The organism is Nostoc sp. WHI (assembly GCF_015714725.1).
Taxonomy (GTDB): domain Bacteria; phylum Cyanobacteriota; class Cyanobacteriia; order Cyanobacteriales; family Nostocaceae; genus Nostoc.
Genome location: NZ_WBKM01000046.1, coordinates 1 through 17,590 on the forward strand (window position 1 = coordinate 1; position 17,590 = coordinate 17,590).

Here is a 17,590-nt window from a genome sequence, read left to right on the forward strand (position 1 = left end):
ATGACTATCGTGAAGTACGTTCTTTGCGATTAACAGATAAGACTTGGAAGGCTCTTGGTATTGCTTCGGAATGCTTAGGCTTAACCCGTGCTGATTATTTAGAACACATTGTTAGGCATAACGATAACCCTTGTATTACACGGGAAGACTCAGATTTTTTAGCTCCCATTCAACCAAGTATTACACGGCAGAGTGAGTCACATCAGATATCTAATACCACAAGCGCTAAACAACCTGTCGGTTTGCCACCGATAAGAGAACTTGAAATTTTACGCGATCGCATTTTGTCCCAACTGAAGTTAGGTAAGCAAGCTACTGGGTATAAAACTGCTCAGAAGGTTCTCAATCGTTTCATTGCTGAACTAATCGGTTCAGTTTAGCTGTTTGGGGAATTCGCCAACGGTATCAGGCACGACCCGCACCACCGTTAGCAACAAACTGATTAACGATCGCAGCCGCCGCCCTAATGGGTAAGCCAACAATCATCACAACAGCTTTGGCGCAAAAATCTATGATTTCACCAAGCGATCGCTTTTTACCTTTAGGTTTACCATCGCTGTTGCCAGTACTATTACTTTCTGCACTTGATGAACCTAACGCCATTACTTTCTCCTTACTGGTTTGATATTTTGAACGCTTTTACAAATTCCTTTGGCTTTGTATTTCCATTTCCAAATCCCTTCTTCAATCCGACCTATGCAGCGCCCAGAAGCATCAAACACATCAACAATCTCGTCATCTTGATAAAGAGTTGGGTCTGGTCTAGGATTGCGTTTACTGCTGTCAAAATAATTTGTGATTCTTAGAGAACGAGTTGTGGGCATGACTCCCGCCTCGTATAAGGCATCGCTGGTTTTAGCCCGTTCTTCTATGCGCTGACGCTCTAATCCTTCGGTGGCTTTTAAGCGTTCTGCCTCTGCATAAGCCCCCAACTTGGGTACTAAGGGAATGAAGAAAGGCAACATGCAGATGCCAACACCAGCCAAAGCTAAGTAGAGTTGTTTCTTGTACATGAAACTACTGTGCCATCGCGGTAATCAGTGCAAATTTTTCCCATTGCTTTAACTCATGCAGTCGTTTCAATGCTGACTCCGCTTCGTTGCTAGGAGCGGTAGAAGATTCACACTCTAACCATGCTTGATGAGCAATTTTTGCAATTAACCAGAGCGTGTCTGATTCGCTCATCTTCTCTAGTCCTTCCCCCCATGTCTCACACATATCTTTAATCAGTGCATTGTCGTGAGAGAGGGAGTAATATCCTACGGGGTGCGCCATTTTGGTATCCTTGAATGTGTGTACTGATTTCATCCCTGATATAAGTCACAAGTGCGAACGCTTTTCTTGACCGGGCAAGCGTTTGCACAATTAATACTCATCAGAACTGTTAGCGAGTTGTACTTTTTCAATGCCATCTAGAACTTCAGAAATTGATTGAATGGCATCATTCAAAACCAAGTCATTTGATGTAGTAAAATGCTTTGAGGTTTGCAGCCTCCTGTATTCGGGAGTAGCTTGAATCAATCTTAAAGTTTGCTCAACACCAGTCAGAACGATTACTATTTCTTCTGCGCTAACATTGCACATCATCATATTATTCACCTCTCCAAGCCTCCAAATCCCCTAAGTTGATTTGATGATTGTTGTTAACAGAGAACCTTTCATTTACTACTTTCTCTAGAGCTTTTCTCAGCCAGTAAGCTGGGGTTGTACCATCCATTTCTGCAAGCATTCTGATGGCTGGAGTCAAGTCTTGAGGGACATTGTAATTAAGCCGCTTGTTTAACATCGGTAGTTTCTCCTAAGTAAAGTTTTTTCATTTCTGATAAAGCAACGGTTCCAGGATTTTCGGGAATCAACAAATTACTTTCTGGAATACAAGATTTGAGTAATCTTTCTTTAATCAACATCTGCACGGGCGCGATCGCAAACGCACCGCCACACAAAGTTACTTTGCTGCGTCTGGCTTTCACGGATATGTCATCTAGGGCATAAGCCAAGGGAGAATCTTTCATCCATGAATGAATCGCGTTCTCTAACTCACTCCCAATGTCTTCGCCATCAGGTGCAATCGCACTTATGCCTTTATCACCAACGGTTGCAGTTTCTAAAATCTCGCGCAGTTGGGAGGGGCGAATCATTTTAGAAGAATCGGTGTTGCTCAATGCTCTGGAGAATTCTTTGATTAGTGTGGCGACACCGCCGCCACCATTGGGACTACAAGTTACCCGTTTTGGTAATTTGCCGAGATTACTGTATTCGCTGATTGTGGCTGTACCATACCCAATATCAAAAGTATGGAATTGTTTATCGTCAAAGCGTTCGCTTGCCCAAAGTGACGCGCCATATCCCTCTGGAAATCCCAGAAAGCCAAGTTTTGAGAAGCACAGACGATATCTAACACCGTCTACCGCGATCCACTTGCATTGTTCAATGGCTTTTTTTAGTTCTAATGGGGAAGCTAGCGAGAGCGTTGATAAACGAATGTGCAAGGTTCTACGCTTGTCGCTCGTGCCCGTGGACAACTCAAGCAGATTTGGCAAGGAGGCGATCGCGCCTAGTGCAAGGATGGGGAAGTAGTGTACTTTGTAATTCTCGGAATCACTCATCGCTATATATTCCTTACCTTGCAGTCTAGCGGAGCTACCAACGACCCAATGCTCAGTAATATCTTTGTTGCTCTCGTCCTTACCCCGACTTAGGCTGAAAGCTCCTAATTCTCCAAATGGTACTGATGGCACACAACACACCAAAGATTCGGTCTTCATGACTGGTGTTGTGCCAGTTTCGTTATTAACGAAAGCCTGATATTTAATACTGGAACGCCCAGCATCTAGCATCAAATGAATTACCTTTTTTAATGGCATTGATGCTTTCTCTGTTATAGTTTCAGGCTCATTTATGTTGGGTGCGTTCGTGCTTATAGATGTTGGTTGTTTTTTAGGTCTTGACATATCGTTTTACTCTCAACTTTTTATCGTCACTGTCACAAGGAAAAGTAGTCGTCATCAACTAACGTTTCATGTTTCATGTTTCATGTTGACGGCGGGTGTAAGTGGCGTTTCACGGTGTAAAGTGAGGCTGAAACATTGATGCAGCCGTTGAAACAGTTTCATGAAACGTTCTGTGAAACACTACTGAGTATCTTGGCTCCCAGTAGCCTGAGTCTGTGCCAGCATCGAATTTTGTAAAATCTGAAGTAAAAGGAAGTTAACGACCTCTGCATGGTCATTAATGCCTAATTCCTGCGCTTTATTGCTGATAAATGGGTGTAGAGATTGCCTGATTGTTACTCGCATAAATCCTCCTCAAAATAAATTTGCAGGCTAAAGTCGCCAAGAATACGTGTATCTTGTCTCTCGCTGGCGCTTTTGCCTTATATCTGCCAATATAGCAATTACACAATGTCGTGTGAACACGAAAAACAGATAGTAAAATAATTAGATATTCTGTAGGAGAATAGATTTACATGAACTCAGTAGATTCGATGGTTGATAGACGACGGAGCGAAGATTATAGGCAGTTAAGCGGTCATGTGCCAGTTCCCTTGTATCGAAAATTCAAGGCGACATGTGCTGAACGAGATGTAAACCAAAGTGAGGCCCTCGAACAAGCGCTCGCACTTTGGATAGAACAACCTGCAAAGCAAGATGGTGCCGCATGACCGACAACATAAAATGCGTCTTAATCTTAGATTAAGGTCAAGTTGAGGCAGCATCAATAAATTGAATTATTTTTAGTCACACTACTAGTATTAATATAGTGGGGTATTTATCTGATTTGTAATATTAGTTAAAAACTTGTAAAAGCTTTGCTATGTATTGGCTTGAGGAAAATAAATAAATTGTTTTATTTTATAAAGTTGAGATATTTATTATTTTTTTGCCTGAGATAATTTACTATGTAATAAGACTATACCCTTAGTCCATCTTTTCTAAGTGTCATGTCACCCGATATACATAAGAAAAGAATGCCTCCCCAAGACTCAACTTGTTTCAGCAAGTTGTTTAACAGTCCTAGAAGACACCCGGTAATTTTTATCTCTATTAAATTTCTTTATAACCTAATGTTATCAGTTCCTAGTACTTCTTACAACTTCCTACAACAGGTTATAGAGAAATTTAATTAAAACTTTGGTGAATCTTCAGGGGAGGTAAAGCTCACACACTTTACCTCATAAGGATTTCACAATGGTAGCCCTTTTAAAAGGACAAGAGACTGTTGGCCGCTCCGTTATGCCAGGGGCGTTCGCCTCCTTCGACATCCGAAATTTTCAAGACCAGCTAGAACCGTCCAAAGCTAAAAATAAGTTTATTTGTCCAGTTTGTGGCGGGAATGACTTATCTATTGTCCCAGAAACCGGGAAGTACAGATGCTTCAATAATTGTGAGTGTAAGGACATCAGAGAGGCGATTAAACCTTGGGCTGAAGTCGTGGCAGAAAGGGCAGGGGCTAATTACACTCCATCCCTAAACCGTTTGGCTGCGAAGCCCAAGAGAATCTTGCCCAAAAGTGCGCCAATTCCAGATGGTGAATTAGCACTGGTGATGTTGACCCAAGCGGCGACTGACATACCCCAAACTCAAAAATTAACGAGTAGACCACCAAAAGATGTTGAGGGCAGTGCCACCGAAACAATTTATCCTTACTCAGAGTCGCAATGGGTGGTTCGCTACCAGTGGCCAGATGCCAACAAGGAGAAAGGTTACAGCAAGACCTTTCGGCAATGGCATAGGCTTGCAGATGGCACACCCCAAATGAAAAAAGGCGATTTGCCTTGGGGAGCATATCGCATTGATGAAGCGATCGCTGCTGCTAAATCAGTGAATGGAACCCCGGCACTACTCCAGCATGAGGGTGAGGGATGCGTAGAAGTTGGTCGCTCGCATGGTCTTGCTGGAATTACGTTTCAGGGCAGTGGATGGGATAAAAAGACTATCACGCCTTCGTATCAACGCGCAATTGAAGCAGGCATAGGATTAATCGTTTTTCTGCATGACCCCGATGACACTGGGCTAAAGAAACTCCAGACCTGCCAGGACTGTGCAGCCGAGGTTGGGATTGGATTTATTGGAATTAGCCCCAATAGCATCTGCCCCGATTTACCATATAAATCGAGCGACATTAAAGAAATTTTGGGGCAAATGGAAGTACCAGAGTTTATCCGCAAGCTAGAAGAGGAGATCCACGCAGCAGTACAAGAGCGATCGCGATCGCTTGAGTTGGCAGAATCTGAAACTATTGAAAAAGAAGTTACGGATTTATCTAATTTCAGTATAGATATTGACCCAGCAGACCCGGAGGCATTCTACAAATCCGTCTGCCAATCCATGAATTTACCCTATTCTAACTGCGTGACGGCGGGTACTTTTGATGGCTGGGCTTACCGAAAAATCTTTCCTCAAACTGAATGGATGGTAGTAAATTCATCCTTTTACAAGTGGTCACAAGAGAATAACCAATGGCAACACCAAGATGATAATAAAGCTTACAAGCTCCTCGCTGACGCTGGAGAATCCGCTTACAAGCTCTCTTACACAAAAACATTTGGTTGGAGAATAACCAAGCCTTACGAAACTAACGCACACAAGGAATCTGCCTTTAAATATTGCCGCAGTCGCTTAGAACCAGCAGAACCACTGCCAACCAATACTCATTTATTAGGGTTTAACAATTGTGTTGTTGATTTGCGAACTGGTGAACAAATGCCTCATCGCAAAGATTTTTACCTGACTAATATTATTCCCCACGATTACGAGGCCAACAAACCATGCCCAGAAGTTTTTCTCAAATTTCTAAATGAAAGCTTTGGATCAGAATTGGTTGAAGTGATTCGGGCGTTCACGAGTATGTTTTTAGACCCAACTGCCCCTTATGGTCGGTTTCCCCACTTAATTGGCTTATCCGGTGGGGGCAAGGGGACGCTAGGACGGTTTTGGAGTAGTTTATTTGGTGAGTCCGGCTCTAGTAGCGCTTCACAATTTGCGGATATTTCTACACCGGAAGGACGGCATCAATATTTAAGTGGAAAGCGGATATTTGGATTCCCTGATGTAGGAGGTTATGCCGAAGGAGTCCGAGCTTTTTACGAATTAGTTGACAATGGGGCAATGAGCGGACGCGCTTTATTCAATCCAGTGGCTTATTCAATCCAGTGGTACATTCGGTTTTGGGTTGCCTCTGTAAGTCATCTACAGATCGAAAATGCTGGCGACGGCTGGATGCGTCGAGCTTACCCAATTCCAGTCAAAAACCGAGATGTCACCCCTGACCCCGACTTGTGGCTGAAGCTACAAGAGGTGAAGTCGGACATAATTTCTTGGGCTTTAGCAATGCCACGAGCAGAACGCGATCGCATTTTGTTATCGCCTCCCTCTTCGGATCGGGCAAAGAATCTGGCGCTAGAGGCATCTTTGTACGGGGACTCGACCAAATCCTTTGTGGACTTGTGCTTACGCCCCTCATCGACATCTTCATTTATCCCACAAAGTCGTTTACACAGTTGGTATGTACTTTACTGCCGGGAACATGGTTATGCTCCTTTGGGGATGTCCAAATTTATTAGCCATTTAAAAACAGTCTTGCCCCACAACTTCAAGGAACGTAGCTGGACACCCACGGTCAACGGAAAGCGTGAAAGAATTCAGTCCCACTTTGCATTCATTGAACCACTGGCTGGGGTATTTGAGATGAAAGTACCGGAGGGGCCACCGGATAGCTCACTAAGCAAAGCGGAATTTTGGTATTGCTTTAAAGATAAATGCCTTGAAGGGGGAATAGAAGAATTTTATGAGTTTTTTCACCCCACCAAAACGCCAGAACCCAGTCACAGTAAGGCTGTCCACCCTGTCCACCCACTAAATACCCCTCAATTTGACCCTGGACAGGCTGAAAGCCTTATACAGCCATGCTGTCCACCCTGTCCAATTGTCCCCCCCCAAGAATTAGCATTGCAAAAAAAAGATGAGTTAAATTCTGATTGTGCAGTTAATCATTCTTACAATTTAACTGATAACCCTTCAGTCTCCAATGACTTTGTGGACAACCTGGACAGTCTTACTGTGGCTGGGTTTGAGCCTGTCCAGGAAGTAAATCTTGTCGAAAACGGAGTGGACAGCCTGGACACCCCTGCTGTAGCTGGGTTTTCTCCTCGACAAGATGGTGAATTGATAAATACACGAGAAAGCGAATTATCTTGCCCGGAATTGAAAGTTGGGGATAAAGTTGAGTTTTTCAACGACAGTGTTCGCAAGTGGCAAGTCGGAATTATTAAGAGGGTTCAAGTAATGGATACATATTTTTGTAGTGCAACAATTGAGTATCGAGGCTTTAAAGGTCAATTATGTCAATTAGAAATCTTCAGGAGTGATTGGATAAAACTTCTGCATTAGGGCGTTAAATCAGTTAACTCTTATTGTCACCGATGTAAAACCCGATTCGGGAATTTTGCAGCATCGACAATGCCGCCAGTTATGTAGACACTCGATAGACAATTAAGATTGAATTAGACCGCGATTTCTCCCCTATTAACAATAATCATGGCATCTGCTGAATTTACCTCGCCAGAGTCAACCCAAGCAGTACCGACAGTTGAAACCCCATCGGATGGAGAGCAAGTAAATGTTGATACGTCAACAGAAACAGAAATTGAATCGACAGCAGCAATATTTCAAGCTGTTGGGGTAATTACTGGGTCGGTCAATTTTAGCGAGTCCGGTCAAAGCACTGTTACTATCGGTAGCTATGAATACCCACTTTTCTACTCGAAGCGACAATGGGATGTATTCAATGCTCTCAAGAAGGAAATAGAAAATACTGAGAACCATAATCAGCGTTTGGTTGTTTATCCAAAGGCAATTCACTTTCCACGCAGAGAGCAACCGCATCGCATCGCTTTTCAGTTAGTGGGCTTTGACAGAGGGCGAAAACTAGATGCTGTTTCAGGGGAGTTAGAAGACCTGGAGTTTAAATTATCAGGATTATGGCAGTTCATTCCTGTCTGCTCTACTCCCTGTATCTCCGTGTTCCGAAATTTCTCTCATGAAAGACTCGAATTTATTAAGGAGGCCCCGCCTGCCCGAAAGGTGAAATTCATGAAGGCTAGTCATATACCCTTGCTATGGAAAGATGCACCCATCAGTCCCTTTAGATTTAATCCCAAAGTAGAGAAAGACCAACAAGGACGCGCCGCATTTGTCACCTTAAAAGCGAAATTTCTGCCGGGGCGTGATGTTTTCGGTTTTGTTGCACTGACTGCGCTACCTAAAGATTCTGCACCCAGATTTCTCAAAGCGTCTAAGGAGGATAAAGCCACAGTGCAGTCAGCAGCTAAGAAGGCGGAAAGAGCAGCAGCACCACCTGCACGGAAGAAAGGTAAGTCAAGAGCGACTAGTCAGGATAATACCTCTGTGCCGCGTCCAAAACCAAAACCAAAGTTAAAAACGGGTGAGTAAAACCGCTTTTTTGTTTGATCATGCGATCGCCATCATGGGGTTATATCTGTTGTGTGGCGGCAAACGTCAGCTTCGGTGATCTTACCCCTAATAGTAACTATAGTTTGTAGCCAAAAGCTGAAAATTAAAGCTCTAAAAGCCTTTCAGCGATTGGTTCTCCCAAAGTGACAAAACAGGGTTATTGACATCGCACGCTCATTCAATCGGCGATCGCCCAGTTCACAGGTTGCAAAATTTTTCTCCCACCAATCCAACATTGCTTGTCATTTTTAGCACCAAATTTAAATTACTCTACCGTATATGCTCTGCTTTATCTAGAATCCTTTATAAGCAAGCTTTTTGAGACTTAACGGGAAAAGTCAGTTTCAGTGATGTCTAGGAGTCTGAAAAGACGAAAAGCAGCAGACGCAAAATAGCCACAAGACAATTTTTAGGGGCTAAAATTATTGCTTTAATATATAGAATGTTTGATTTTGTTTGATTTTATGAGCAACACTCACAGCAATCTTTGTTTTTTCTGAAATTGGAAGTTCTTGATATGGTTTACTATTTAATTGTATTGTCAAAATAGGCGTTTTATAAAACTTACTTTCTGCGGTTTCAATAATAAGCATATCTCCAATTTTTATCGTACAATTTTCGATTTCAAATGCTAATATTCGATTGTTATATATATTAGATATTTTATCGACTCCTATTTTTGTAAAAGTATATATTGATTCTTGTTTAATAAATTCTTCAGCTAATGTTTCAAAAATTGCTTGACAATATTTTTCCAAAAATTGGATATAAAGCTCTAATTCCGATATGCTTAAAATATCCAATATTTCTGAACCGTGAGCAATGTGATTTCTTCTTTCAACTAACTCATTGATTTTATTGTATAAATTATCTGTTTTGAGATTGGCAATATTTGGAGTTTGCTTTTCATATTCGATATATTCAATAAAGCTTTTATTCTTCTTTAATAATTCCTTCAAATTAATATTTATAAGCTCAAATAATTTTACAATTTGTTGATGCTTCAAATTACCTGATAAAAGAACAAAAGCTTCTGTATTGAATTTGTAACTTGTAGGATTCACAATACATTCATTTAGCTTTCCTAAAACTTGCTCTTTTGTAATATGCTGATATTTCACAATTTCTCTACTTATAATAGTATTTATTAATTTTAAGGAAAGTTCAAAATGATTGCTTCTAATTTTTTCATCTATTTTGTTGTACTCTATTACTAAACTAGAAAGGGAATCAAGATATTCCTTAATCCAAGTTTCTACATACTTTTCTAGTAACCCATAAAGTGAAATGATAGATGCTTTATACTCAAATATTTTTTTATCTGTTCCAAAACTTCTATAATGGTCTTCTAACTTATTTAGCGATGATTTAACTTGTTCCTTATCAGTCTGCAACACAGTATAATCTACCATATCATTCACATACTGAATATGCTTAAAATATTCTCGTATTTGATTAATTTCTTTTTTGAAGCTCTCCAATGATGTTGTATTCATAATTTCTACTAAAGTCTATTAAATATAACCTTCTAGAAAATTCTGAAAATACTTTATGCGTGCTTCTACATCTTTTTTGTTATTGTATCTGCCATCAAAAAGGAGTCTATTGTTTTCTTCCTTGACTAATAGCAATTCCTTATTTGAATATAAATCCTTCTGTATGGATTGGCTATGTTTTAGAAAACTTTCCTTGTACGAAATATTATTCGCAAACACCTGCATTATTGGATCGTAAATAGTTTTTAATGGCGCTTTATTGTCACGTTTTTGTTTTGGTGGTATAAAAGCTGAATTTTTAAATATAGAATAAATCAAATTAATCGTTTCATTAAAAAGTTTTCCAAGATTTTTTATTGTTTCATCTGAATAATTATTTGCCTGCTTTAAATAGCTATCTAAAAATTTATCTACTGTAAATTTGGAGTTAGCTATATGGCGATAAGCAAAGAATCGTAAAACTAGCTCAACATCTTCCATTTTGCGATAAGATTCACTTTCAAGTAATCTTTCTTCTCCTTCAGATTCCAAAGGTAATTTCCACATTTTACGGAAAGAGTCATTTTTAGCAAGTTCTATACACAATTGGTTAAACTTGCCGTTGCCTAAAGCATTTCTTGTTTCCTGTGGAGTTAGTTTTTCTCCACCACTATTCAATCTTTCAAAAACTATTTGCTTAAGAGAATCAGCTTCTTCTGTACTTTTTGCTGTCTCCTGCAACAATACGATAGATGATAAATAACGCCTATCTATTCCTCTTTTAATTTGTTCCGGTAAATTTGTATAATTTCGCCCGTTAAGTTCCTGCCAATATTCTAATCCCTCTAAGTCAAATTTTCCTTTGTAAAAATCATAAATAGCTGTTAGCCTTTGTAGTCCGTCCATTACTTCATAAATAGAATACTCTACTTCATACAGAAAGATAGGCGGAATCGGCACATTCATTATGAATGATTCTATCAAACGAGATTTTCGAGTATTGCCCCACCTTTTTCTGCGCTGGTATTCAGGATTTAGGATATACTTTTTACTGTCAAGCATAGTTTCTATACTATCAAGTGGGTAACGAGCTTGTTCAGTTACAATTCTTATCTCTCCCTTCTTGTATTTTTCGTTAATCTCATCGTCTGAAAGAGAGACTTGAGAAATATCTGACTTATCTGGAAAAAAAAATGTTTCGCCTGAAATTAATTGACTATTTGTTGTCATGCTGGGATCTCCAGATTTTGTAATAATAAAAATTTTTAATATAGACTAGCTTAAACTAATTTAGTTACTACAGTATTTGGTGTGGATGCTATAGAGAGTATAGAAGATGCTGAAGTTGCTAAAAGTGATTTTGTTTGGTTTTCCTTAGTTCCACATCCAACTAAAAAAGCTAGTAAAATTACCTTTCTTGTATTTTTAAGGCTAAATATATTTGTTCGATGATTAAAGTTTAGTTTCATGGTTTTAAAAAATAATAATTGTTTGGACTGGTAATCACATCTTTCACTTTTCTTCTAAGAATGAAGGGTGATAAGCCTAACGACATGGCTGGCGCTTACCGCACTTATCGCAATTTGTTTTAATGTGTCTATTACTACTTTAACTCTCCTGTTGCACTGGCATCATTGCCGAAGACATCAACCAAACGGACTGCGATCGCTCACACCAAAACTGAGCAAGCGGCTAATTCCGTAAATATTTCGCCAACAAATCCTGACCTTCGCCGCCCATCTTCTTCAACATCCCCTCAATCTTCTCCATCGCTAGCGGCGACGGCGTTGAGCGTCCATTTTCCCAACGGTTAATCGTGGTATATGTCACACCGAGAGTTGGTGCAAACTGTTCTTGCGTAAGCCCAGCCAAAAGCCGCAAATCATGAATGATCCGCCCTACCTCTGGCTGTTTGATAGCCAAGGGTTTTTTGATAGTCATTTAACTTCTAAACTTTACCTTCTAGCTTAAGTAGCCGATGCTATATTATTTGCTACATATTAACCATGCGAAATCTGATCTTCAATCAGTAAATACGCGCAACTTGTGTTTTTATAGTAAAATTTATTTCTTTAATAAAGGGGGAGTTTTTTAAGTGATGTTGAACTTGAATTTTTAGAGGGAAAGTTGCTAGGTGAGTGCGATCGCCTTTGCATCTGCTGAAAGATTCTTAGAGGAAAAATTAAACGAAGTAGAGGAGCGATGCCTACGGCGGCAAGCTACGCACCCTGTCATCTGATGCAAAAGCTAACTTTTTCCCAGGCAGTCCCTCTTTTGGCCAACTGTTCGCTTGATAGCTTTCCACCCTCATGGGGATTACCGCTTGATCAGAAGCAACAAATCAGAGAAACTTAATCGATGCACTCATCGAATTTTTCAAAATGATATAGCTACAATAGCTGTAGTGGTTGATTCGTCAAAAAAAAAAGTAAGTATCTTTTAAAAGCATTGACAAATGCTCAAAATTATGTTAAAATTAAGAGCATCATAGCAAAAAGGCTCGATTAAGAATTATATCGAGCCTTTTTGCTATGGTTGGAACAAATATTAATAATACAAAAGTTTTTACTAAATTCAATAAAAAAATCTAATCAATAAAACCAGCGTATACATACGGTGGAATAAACGCTTTGGTGTTGTAACTGAGTAGTGGAGAAATTGCCATTAGATTTATCCATGAAGATTTGAGCTTAAAAGCTCATGATGAAACGTTATTTAATTTAGATAAATACCAACGTTTCATCACAAAGTAGCCAATTTATTCAAATTATTGTGTTAAAGTGTCGGTAGATATATACAAATACCAACTTTTTGTCTGATAGGTGAAAAGATAGAAGCTAAACCAAACGGTGGATCAGAGTATGACCAAAATGCAGCAAGTATTGGAACTAGCTCATAATGTAGGTGCGATCCGTGCCAAAGATGCAGAAGCAAAAGGAATTCATCGAGACTATCTCAAACGTCTTGAGCAACAAGGACTTCTCATTCGTTCTGCCCGTGGTATTTATACTTCCACGCTTGCAGAAATTACAGAGAGTCATAGTCTGGTTGAGGCTGTCAAACGGGTTCCTCATGGTGTAATCTGTCTGCTTTCTGCCCTTAGCTTTTATGAACTGACAACCCAAGCCCCCTTTGAGGTATGGCTAGCGATACCTCAAAAAGCTCGTGCGCCTAAAGAAGATATTCTTCCTCTGCGGATTGTTTATATGTCGGGTAAAGCTCTAGAATCCGGGATTGAAGAGCATGAAATTGAAGGAGTGCGTGTTCCGGTTTATTCTCCTGCCAAAACTGTTGTAGATTGTTTTAAATTTCGCAACAAAATTGGTCTTGATGTTGCTTTGGAAGCACTGCGAGAGTGTTTGAGAGAAAGGCGCTGCACCATAGACCAAATTTGGCATTATGCTAAGATTTGCCGAATGCAGAACGTGATGCGCCCCTATCTCGAATCACTTGGATGAGTAAAAAACAGCTTCAGAATATACCAGCCTCTATCAAAGCGCGATTGCTTCAACTATCAAAACAGCGAGGAGAGGACTTCAATTACCTGCTCACACTTTATGCCGCAGATCGCCTTTTATATAGGCTTGGTCAATCTTCATACAAGCATCGGTTCATCCTGAAGGGAGCGACTCTCTTCAGGATATGGAATGATGAGCCGCATAGGGCAACTAAAGATTTAGACCTGCTTGCTCATGGGGATAATGAAGCCTCATTCTTGGAAGAAGTATTTCGGGAAATTTGCCGCATTTCGTTTGACCAAGATGGCATTGTTTTTCTGGAAGAAACTGTTACGGGAGAAAAAATAAAGGAAGAACAAGAGTATGAAGGGATAAGAATTAAGCTAACAGGTAAACTGGCTTCTACTAATATCTCGGTTCAAGTAGATATTGCATTTGGTGATGCAGTTACACCAATAGCTGAAGAAGCTGAATTTCCGTCCATCCTAAATTTACCAGCACCTTCTTTGCTTGTTTATCCTCGTGAGACAGTAATTGCTGAAAAGTTCCAGGCAATGGTTACTCTTGGCATAAGAAACAGCCGACTAAAAGATTTTTATGACATCTGGTTTCTTTGTCAACATTTTGAATTTCAGGGAGGTATTCTTTACGAAGCTCTTAAAAACACATTTAATCGACGCAGAACATCGTTGCCAACAACACTACCCTTTGCCCTGACATCAGAATTTGCTGAAGATAACGATAAACGAAGACAATGGATAGCTTTTGTTAAGAAGGGGCAGCTAAAAGCAGAACAGGTTTCATTGCCTGAAGTTATTGCGATTATTGAGGAATTTTTAATGCCTCCTTGTTTGGCGGTCGTAGAAGAACAAGGTTTCCATAAAACCTGGACTCCCTCAAAACATTGGTCTGATATTTGATCCTCCTTCTCAAACTGAAGATCCGAAAATAAAAATTTAGGGATCTGTTGAACTAAGTCGTCTTAGCGACGTGAACAGGCTCTGATGAGTTTGGCGAGATAGCGGTAATAAAGAAACTATCTGGAATTATTTAATAATTAAATTTTATTTCTCCGTTGGGCATGGTCGTCTTCCAGAATTTTGCTTCAGCAAGGTTTGCACCAACAAGGTTTGCGTTAGTAAAATTTGCAAAGCTGAGGTCTGATTGTTTTGGGGTGAGTACTTCTTGCCCAGAAAGATTGCCATAACTATAGCGATTTGGTGGACTGATAATCGGAAAAGGGCTAAAGTCAGATCCTCTCAAGTCAGCGTTGCTAAAATCTACTTCCATTAAATATGCTCCTCTCAAGTCAGCATTGCTGAGGTTTGCTCCTCTCAAATTTCTATAACTAAGGTCTTTATCAGAAAGATTAGTATTGCTAAGGTCAGGTGTGAATTCAGGGTTTTGTAATCTAAACTCATTCCAGGTAGTACAATTTGAATTTTGCAACAAGTCTAAATGTCGTTGGTTTGGCATAGTTGGGAGTTCAAATCTGATTTGAATTATGAATAGGCTAGTTATACATCACGATTAATTTTATCGCTCTCACGTCGGGATTTGATAGTTAAACGACATTGAGCTAGAGGGAGCATGGTCTGGAGAATTACACTTTAACTAAAATACAATTTTACTTTTGTACAAAAGTAAAATTGCACTAAAGTACAATTCTACAAAAGTAGATTAGTATATTGGTGACATTGTACTTTAGTATTTTTATGTAATTGTTTTATGCTAAATCCGCCAACAGTCGTCTCCTTGGGCTTGGCTGGGGGTCAGGGAAAGTCTACGGTAGCCTTGATGCTGGGCAGGTATTTAGGTCGCTTGGGAATTCCCGTTTTGTTTGTGGATTGCGACCCTCAATCTAGCTTGACCAGTTTCTTAGGGGTACAAGTGCAGCCTGATACCCCAACATTACTGGAAGTTCTGACACAACCGGAAGAGAAAACAAAAATTCTTGATGCCATTGCGCCTGTACCTGACGTTAAACTGGGCGACCGTACCATTAACAATACCAACCTGTTCTTAATTCCTTCCGATGATGGCTTGGAGAGCGCCAACTATAAATTGGCCTCCAGTGGGCTAAGTCTGTTTATTCTCAGGAATCGCCTGCAACCAATTGTGAGTAATTTTGGCGTGGCAATTGTAGACCCACCCCCAGAACGTTCACATTTAGCGCAGACTTCCTTGGGTGCTGGCGATAGATGGGTGATTCCAGCAGAGTCAAACGTCAAGGGAGTGCAATCGCTGTTGCGGACTATGGAATTAATTAAAGAATTTAAAGCAGCCCTACCTTATGGTGAACTACTGGGTGTAGTGCCATTTCGCGCACGGTGGACTGGTTTGCATCCAACAAACGCTACTAAAACCAGTATCGATACCATGCGGCAGTTGATAGGGTCGGATTTGATGTTGCCGCATATTTTGGAATCGGATGTATTCAAAAATGCCATCAACCAACGGGTTGCGCCAACAGACTTGGGGCAGCCAAATCTTGAATATACGATTCATGTCTTAGCTCAACGACTCAGGCCAGCTTTGTCAAAAGAATATGCCAAATTAATTCCCTTAGAAACAGCGTAATAAATTTTACAAATAGGTGAAAACATGAATATTCTAGATGAAATCAGAAATAGAGCGGTTGCACCAACAGTTGCACCACGAGAAGATGTGTTAGCTCCACAACAGCAGGATTCACCTACAAGTGATGTTAACGTGACCTCGACTGCTGATAGCTCCGTTTCGGAACTCACTTTATTAGAAGAGCAACTAGCGAACTTCCCTGAAATTGCGCCTAGAGTACCTGTCCGTTTGGAAGTTGCAATCAAGCAAGAACTCGATGATCTATGCAACCAAGAAAAAATCACAGTTGAAACGCTGTTGGAAGCTTTTTATGTTACTTGCAAAGAAAAAGATACAGTCATGAAACAAGTACTAAAAGAAGCCAAAAAACGGCTGAAGAGCCGCAAGGAAGCAGGTAACATTCGCTCTAGCATTACTCGTTTAGCTAATTTGGCTAAAAAACTAAAGTAGCAATCAGTCCAATAGCAGACACAGACACAATATCTAGGTTTGGAAAGCCTTCTAACGCAAATAGGTGTAGAGAAAGTTCATTCTCGCAATCCGTAGGGGCTAGGAGGTATACAGCAAGCCACATTTGAGGGAGGATCTATTTCAAAGCACCTACTAGACAGCCCGTGAACACCAAAGCGATCGCTAAAAATAACTTCAATCCTGAATCGCTAGCGTTAACTGAACCAGTACCGCTAACTTTACACCCAGCTGAAGTTTACCTTAACAGTCTAGGTGAAGGTTCCCGGCGGACGATGCGGGAAGCGCTCAACGCGATCGCCCAACTGCTGACTAATGGCAGTTGTGATGCAAGCACTTTGGATTGGTCAAAGTTGCGTTACCAGCATACTGCTGCGGTGAGGTCAGTGCTGATGGAAAAATATAGCCCAGCGATGGCGAACAAAATGCTATGTGCATTGCGGCGGACGCTCAAGGAAGCTTGGCGGTTAGGGTTAATGTCCACGGATGAGTATGGACGAGCGGCTGATATTGAGTCCGTGCGGGGTCAGAGTTTGCTGAAAGGGCGAGAAATCGATCCTGAAGAAATTTCAGCACTTTGGTCAGATTGTATTCAAGATGACTCAACATTGGGAAGGAGAGATGCGGCACTGCTTGCCGTTTTGACGGTAGGGTTACGTCGCAGTGAGGTAACATTTCTTGATTTAAGCGATTTTAAGCCGCGTAGTCGTTCACTAACAATACGTGAAGCTAAGGGGCGGAAGGAACGAATTGTCTACTTACCTGAAGCTAGTGTGCAAGCTGTTGCTGATTGGCTGCTGATTCGGGGCAAAGCACCAGGCCCACTATTTTATCCCCTAAATAAGGCAAAGAAAATTATACCAAGGCGGATGAGTGAGCAGGGGGTGTTGCGAGCATTGCAACGACGCGGGGAAAAAGCTGATGTGGATGCGTTTACACCTCATGATTTTAGAAGAACTTTTATTGGTAATTTATTGGATGCGGGGGCAGATATCGTCACCATAGCGAAACTTGCAGGTCATGCGTCGCCAAATACTACAAGTAAGTATGATCGGCGTGGGGAAGCAGCTAAGAAACGGGCGATTGATTTGCTGAATGTGCCTTACAGTAGGCGGAAAAATCAATGATTACATAAAAT

The 17,590-nt window shown here is 40.7% G+C and carries 21 protein-coding genes; 9 read left to right on the top strand and 12 right to left on the bottom strand.

Annotated elements, in window-relative coordinates:
- The coding region (locus tag F8S12_RS04325) for a hypothetical protein (protein WP_196515054.1) at positions 1-380 on the top strand (380 nt) is incomplete at its 5' end.
- A 25-nt stretch (positions 381-405) separates the two neighbouring features.
- Here F8S12_RS04325 and F8S12_RS04330 read toward each other — a convergent pair.
- From F8S12_RS04330 to F8S12_RS04360, 7 genes are all read right to left on the bottom strand, one after another.
- Positions 406-603, bottom strand: a complete 198-nt coding sequence (locus tag F8S12_RS04330; RefSeq protein ID WP_196515055.1) for a hypothetical protein — start codon at positions 601-603, stop codon at positions 406-408.
- The gene (locus F8S12_RS04335; RefSeq protein WP_196515056.1) at positions 603-1,013 is read right to left on the bottom strand and encodes a hypothetical protein; all 411 of its coding nucleotides are present in this window, start codon (positions 1,011-1,013) and stop codon (positions 603-605) included. The genes F8S12_RS04330 and F8S12_RS04335 overlap by 1 nt, the downstream gene beginning before the upstream one ends.
- Before the next feature lie 4 nt (positions 1,014-1,017).
- A complete protein-coding gene (locus F8S12_RS04340) occupies positions 1,018-1,275 on the bottom strand; it encodes a hypothetical protein (RefSeq protein WP_196515057.1) in 258 nt (85 codons plus the stop codon).
- A gap of 90 nt (positions 1,276-1,365) precedes the next feature.
- The gene (locus F8S12_RS04345) at positions 1,366-1,590 is read right to left on the bottom strand and encodes a hypothetical protein (protein ID WP_196515058.1); all 225 of its coding nucleotides are present in this window, start codon (positions 1,588-1,590) and stop codon (positions 1,366-1,368) included.
- A gap of 1 nt (position 1,591) precedes the next feature.
- Positions 1,592-1,786, bottom strand: coding sequence for a hypothetical protein (locus tag F8S12_RS04350; protein ID WP_196515059.1), 195 nt, complete (start codon positions 1,784-1,786; stop codon positions 1,592-1,594).
- Positions 1,767-2,951, bottom strand: a complete 1,185-nt coding sequence (locus tag F8S12_RS04355; protein WP_196515060.1) for a ParM/StbA family protein — start codon at positions 2,949-2,951, stop codon at positions 1,767-1,769. The genes F8S12_RS04350 and F8S12_RS04355 overlap by 20 nt, the downstream gene beginning before the upstream one ends.
- 180 nt (positions 2,952-3,131) lie before the next feature.
- Positions 3,132-3,296, bottom strand: coding sequence for a hypothetical protein (locus tag F8S12_RS04360; protein WP_196515061.1), 165 nt, complete (start codon positions 3,294-3,296; stop codon positions 3,132-3,134).
- Between the two features lie 188 nt (positions 3,297-3,484).
- Here F8S12_RS04360 and F8S12_RS42225 point away from each other — a divergent pair, with 188 nt between their 5' ends.
- From F8S12_RS42225 to F8S12_RS04375, 3 genes are all read left to right on the top strand, one after another.
- Positions 3,485-3,661 (top strand): ribbon-helix-helix protein, CopG family, encoded by a 177-nt coding sequence (locus F8S12_RS42225; RefSeq protein ID WP_190964789.1) that lies wholly within the window; start codon positions 3,485-3,487, stop codon positions 3,659-3,661.
- A gap of 526 nt (positions 3,662-4,187) precedes the next feature.
- The gene (locus tag F8S12_RS04370; RefSeq protein ID WP_196515062.1) at positions 4,188-7,388 is read left to right on the top strand and encodes a primase-like DNA-binding domain-containing protein; all 3,201 of its coding nucleotides are present in this window, start codon (positions 4,188-4,190) and stop codon (positions 7,386-7,388) included.
- A gap of 147 nt (positions 7,389-7,535) precedes the next feature.
- The gene (locus F8S12_RS04375; RefSeq protein WP_196515063.1) at positions 7,536-8,450 is read left to right on the top strand and encodes a hypothetical protein; all 915 of its coding nucleotides are present in this window, start codon (positions 7,536-7,538) and stop codon (positions 8,448-8,450) included.
- A 143-nt stretch (positions 8,451-8,593) separates the two neighbouring features.
- Here F8S12_RS04375 and F8S12_RS04380 read toward each other — a convergent pair whose 3' ends face one another.
- The 4 genes from F8S12_RS04380 to F8S12_RS04395 all read right to left on the bottom strand — a co-directional run bounded on the left by F8S12_RS04380 (position 8,594) and on the right by F8S12_RS04395 (position 11,887).
- A complete protein-coding gene (locus F8S12_RS04380; RefSeq protein ID WP_230967787.1) occupies positions 8,594-8,707 on the bottom strand; it encodes an IS4/Tn5 family transposase DNA-binding protein in 114 nt (37 codons plus the stop codon).
- A 186-nt stretch (positions 8,708-8,893) separates the two neighbouring features.
- The gene (locus F8S12_RS04385; RefSeq protein ID WP_196515064.1) at positions 8,894-9,967 is read right to left on the bottom strand and encodes an MAE_28990/MAE_18760 family HEPN-like nuclease; all 1,074 of its coding nucleotides are present in this window, start codon (positions 9,965-9,967) and stop codon (positions 8,894-8,896) included.
- An 18-nt stretch (positions 9,968-9,985) separates the two neighbouring features.
- Positions 9,986-11,176, bottom strand: a complete 1,191-nt coding sequence (locus F8S12_RS04390; protein WP_196515065.1) for a DUF262 domain-containing protein — start codon at positions 11,174-11,176, stop codon at positions 9,986-9,988.
- Positions 11,177-11,638: 462 nt separating this feature from the next.
- Positions 11,639-11,887 carry a helix-turn-helix transcriptional regulator gene (locus F8S12_RS04395; RefSeq protein ID WP_196515066.1) on the bottom strand — a complete coding sequence of 83 codons (249 nt, stop codon included), beginning with the start codon at positions 11,885-11,887 and terminating at the stop codon, positions 11,639-11,641.
- Between the two features lie 920 nt (positions 11,888-12,807).
- On the opposite strand from F8S12_RS04395, the gene F8S12_RS04400 reads away from it, so the two are divergent.
- On the top strand, positions 12,808-13,404 hold the full coding sequence (locus F8S12_RS04400; RefSeq protein ID WP_196515067.1) for a type IV toxin-antitoxin system AbiEi family antitoxin domain-containing protein: 597 nt from the start codon (positions 12,808-12,810) through the stop codon (positions 13,402-13,404).
- The gene (locus F8S12_RS04405; RefSeq protein WP_196515068.1) at positions 13,401-14,324 is read left to right on the top strand and encodes a nucleotidyl transferase AbiEii/AbiGii toxin family protein; all 924 of its coding nucleotides are present in this window, start codon (positions 13,401-13,403) and stop codon (positions 14,322-14,324) included. Before F8S12_RS04400 ends, F8S12_RS04405 begins: the two co-directional genes overlap by 4 nt.
- 130 nt (positions 14,325-14,454) lie before the next feature.
- Here the strand turns inward: F8S12_RS04405 and F8S12_RS04410 are convergent, their stop codons facing one another.
- A complete protein-coding gene (locus F8S12_RS04410) occupies positions 14,455-14,880 on the bottom strand; it encodes a pentapeptide repeat-containing protein (RefSeq protein WP_196515069.1) in 426 nt (141 codons plus the stop codon).
- Between the two features lie 252 nt (positions 14,881-15,132).
- On the opposite strand from F8S12_RS04410, the gene F8S12_RS04415 reads away from it, so the two are divergent.
- From F8S12_RS04415 to F8S12_RS04425, 3 genes are all read left to right on the top strand, one after another.
- Entirely contained in the window at positions 15,133-15,984 is an 852-nt protein-coding gene (locus tag F8S12_RS04415; RefSeq protein ID WP_196515070.1) for a ParA family protein, read from the top strand.
- A 24-nt stretch (positions 15,985-16,008) separates the two neighbouring features.
- The gene (locus tag F8S12_RS04420) at positions 16,009-16,434 is read left to right on the top strand and encodes a hypothetical protein (RefSeq protein ID WP_179076812.1); all 426 of its coding nucleotides are present in this window, start codon (positions 16,009-16,011) and stop codon (positions 16,432-16,434) included.
- A 164-nt stretch (positions 16,435-16,598) separates the two neighbouring features.
- The gene (locus F8S12_RS04425; protein ID WP_196515071.1) at positions 16,599-17,579 is read left to right on the top strand and encodes a tyrosine-type recombinase/integrase; all 981 of its coding nucleotides are present in this window, start codon (positions 16,599-16,601) and stop codon (positions 17,577-17,579) included.
- Positions 17,580-17,590 lie beyond the last annotated feature (11 nt).

Bases quoted from the DNA above. Each gene is read 5' to 3' on its own strand.
- F8S12_RS04385 (WP_196515064.1), bottom strand. From the start codon at position 9,967: ATGAATACAACATCATTGGAGAGCTTCAAAAAAGAAATTAATCAAATA.
- F8S12_RS04335 (WP_196515056.1), bottom strand. From the start codon at position 1,013: ATGTACAAGAAACAACTCTACTTAGCTTTGGCTGGTGTTGGCATCTGC.
- F8S12_RS42225 (WP_190964789.1), top strand. From the start codon at position 3,485: ATGGTTGATAGACGACGGAGCGAAGATTATAGGCAGTTAAGCGGTCAT.
- F8S12_RS04340 (WP_196515057.1), bottom strand. From the start codon at position 1,275: ATGGCGCACCCCGTAGGATATTACTCCCTCTCTCACGACAATGCACTG.
- F8S12_RS04405 (WP_196515068.1), top strand. From the start codon at position 13,401: ATGAGTAAAAAACAGCTTCAGAATATACCAGCCTCTATCAAAGCGCGA.
- F8S12_RS04360 (WP_196515061.1), bottom strand. From the start codon at position 3,296: ATGCGAGTAACAATCAGGCAATCTCTACACCCATTTATCAGCAATAAA.
- F8S12_RS04400 (WP_196515067.1), top strand. From the start codon at position 12,808: ATGACCAAAATGCAGCAAGTATTGGAACTAGCTCATAATGTAGGTGCG.
- F8S12_RS04370 (WP_196515062.1), top strand. From the start codon at position 4,188: ATGGTAGCCCTTTTAAAAGGACAAGAGACTGTTGGCCGCTCCGTTATG.
- F8S12_RS04420 (WP_179076812.1), top strand. From the start codon at position 16,009: ATGAATATTCTAGATGAAATCAGAAATAGAGCGGTTGCACCAACAGTT.
- F8S12_RS04350 (WP_196515059.1), bottom strand. From the start codon at position 1,786: ATGTTAAACAAGCGGCTTAATTACAATGTCCCTCAAGACTTGACTCCA.
- F8S12_RS04375 (WP_196515063.1), top strand. From the start codon at position 7,536: ATGGCATCTGCTGAATTTACCTCGCCAGAGTCAACCCAAGCAGTACCG.
- F8S12_RS04395 (WP_196515066.1), bottom strand. From the start codon at position 11,887: ATGACTATCAAAAAACCCTTGGCTATCAAACAGCCAGAGGTAGGGCGG.
- F8S12_RS04390 (WP_196515065.1), bottom strand. From the start codon at position 11,176: ATGACAACAAATAGTCAATTAATTTCAGGCGAAACATTTTTTTTTCCA.
- F8S12_RS04380 (WP_230967787.1), bottom strand. From the start codon at position 8,707: ATGTTGGATTGGTGGGAGAAAAATTTTGCAACCTGTGAACTGGGCGAT.
- F8S12_RS04410 (WP_196515069.1), bottom strand. From the start codon at position 14,880: ATGCCAAACCAACGACATTTAGACTTGTTGCAAAATTCAAATTGTACT.
- F8S12_RS04330 (WP_196515055.1), bottom strand. From the start codon at position 603: ATGGCGTTAGGTTCATCAAGTGCAGAAAGTAATAGTACTGGCAACAGC.
- F8S12_RS04415 (WP_196515070.1), top strand. From the start codon at position 15,133: ATGCTAAATCCGCCAACAGTCGTCTCCTTGGGCTTGGCTGGGGGTCAG.
- F8S12_RS04345 (WP_196515058.1), bottom strand. From the start codon at position 1,590: ATGATGATGTGCAATGTTAGCGCAGAAGAAATAGTAATCGTTCTGACT.
- F8S12_RS04355 (WP_196515060.1), bottom strand. From the start codon at position 2,951: ATGTCAAGACCTAAAAAACAACCAACATCTATAAGCACGAACGCACCC.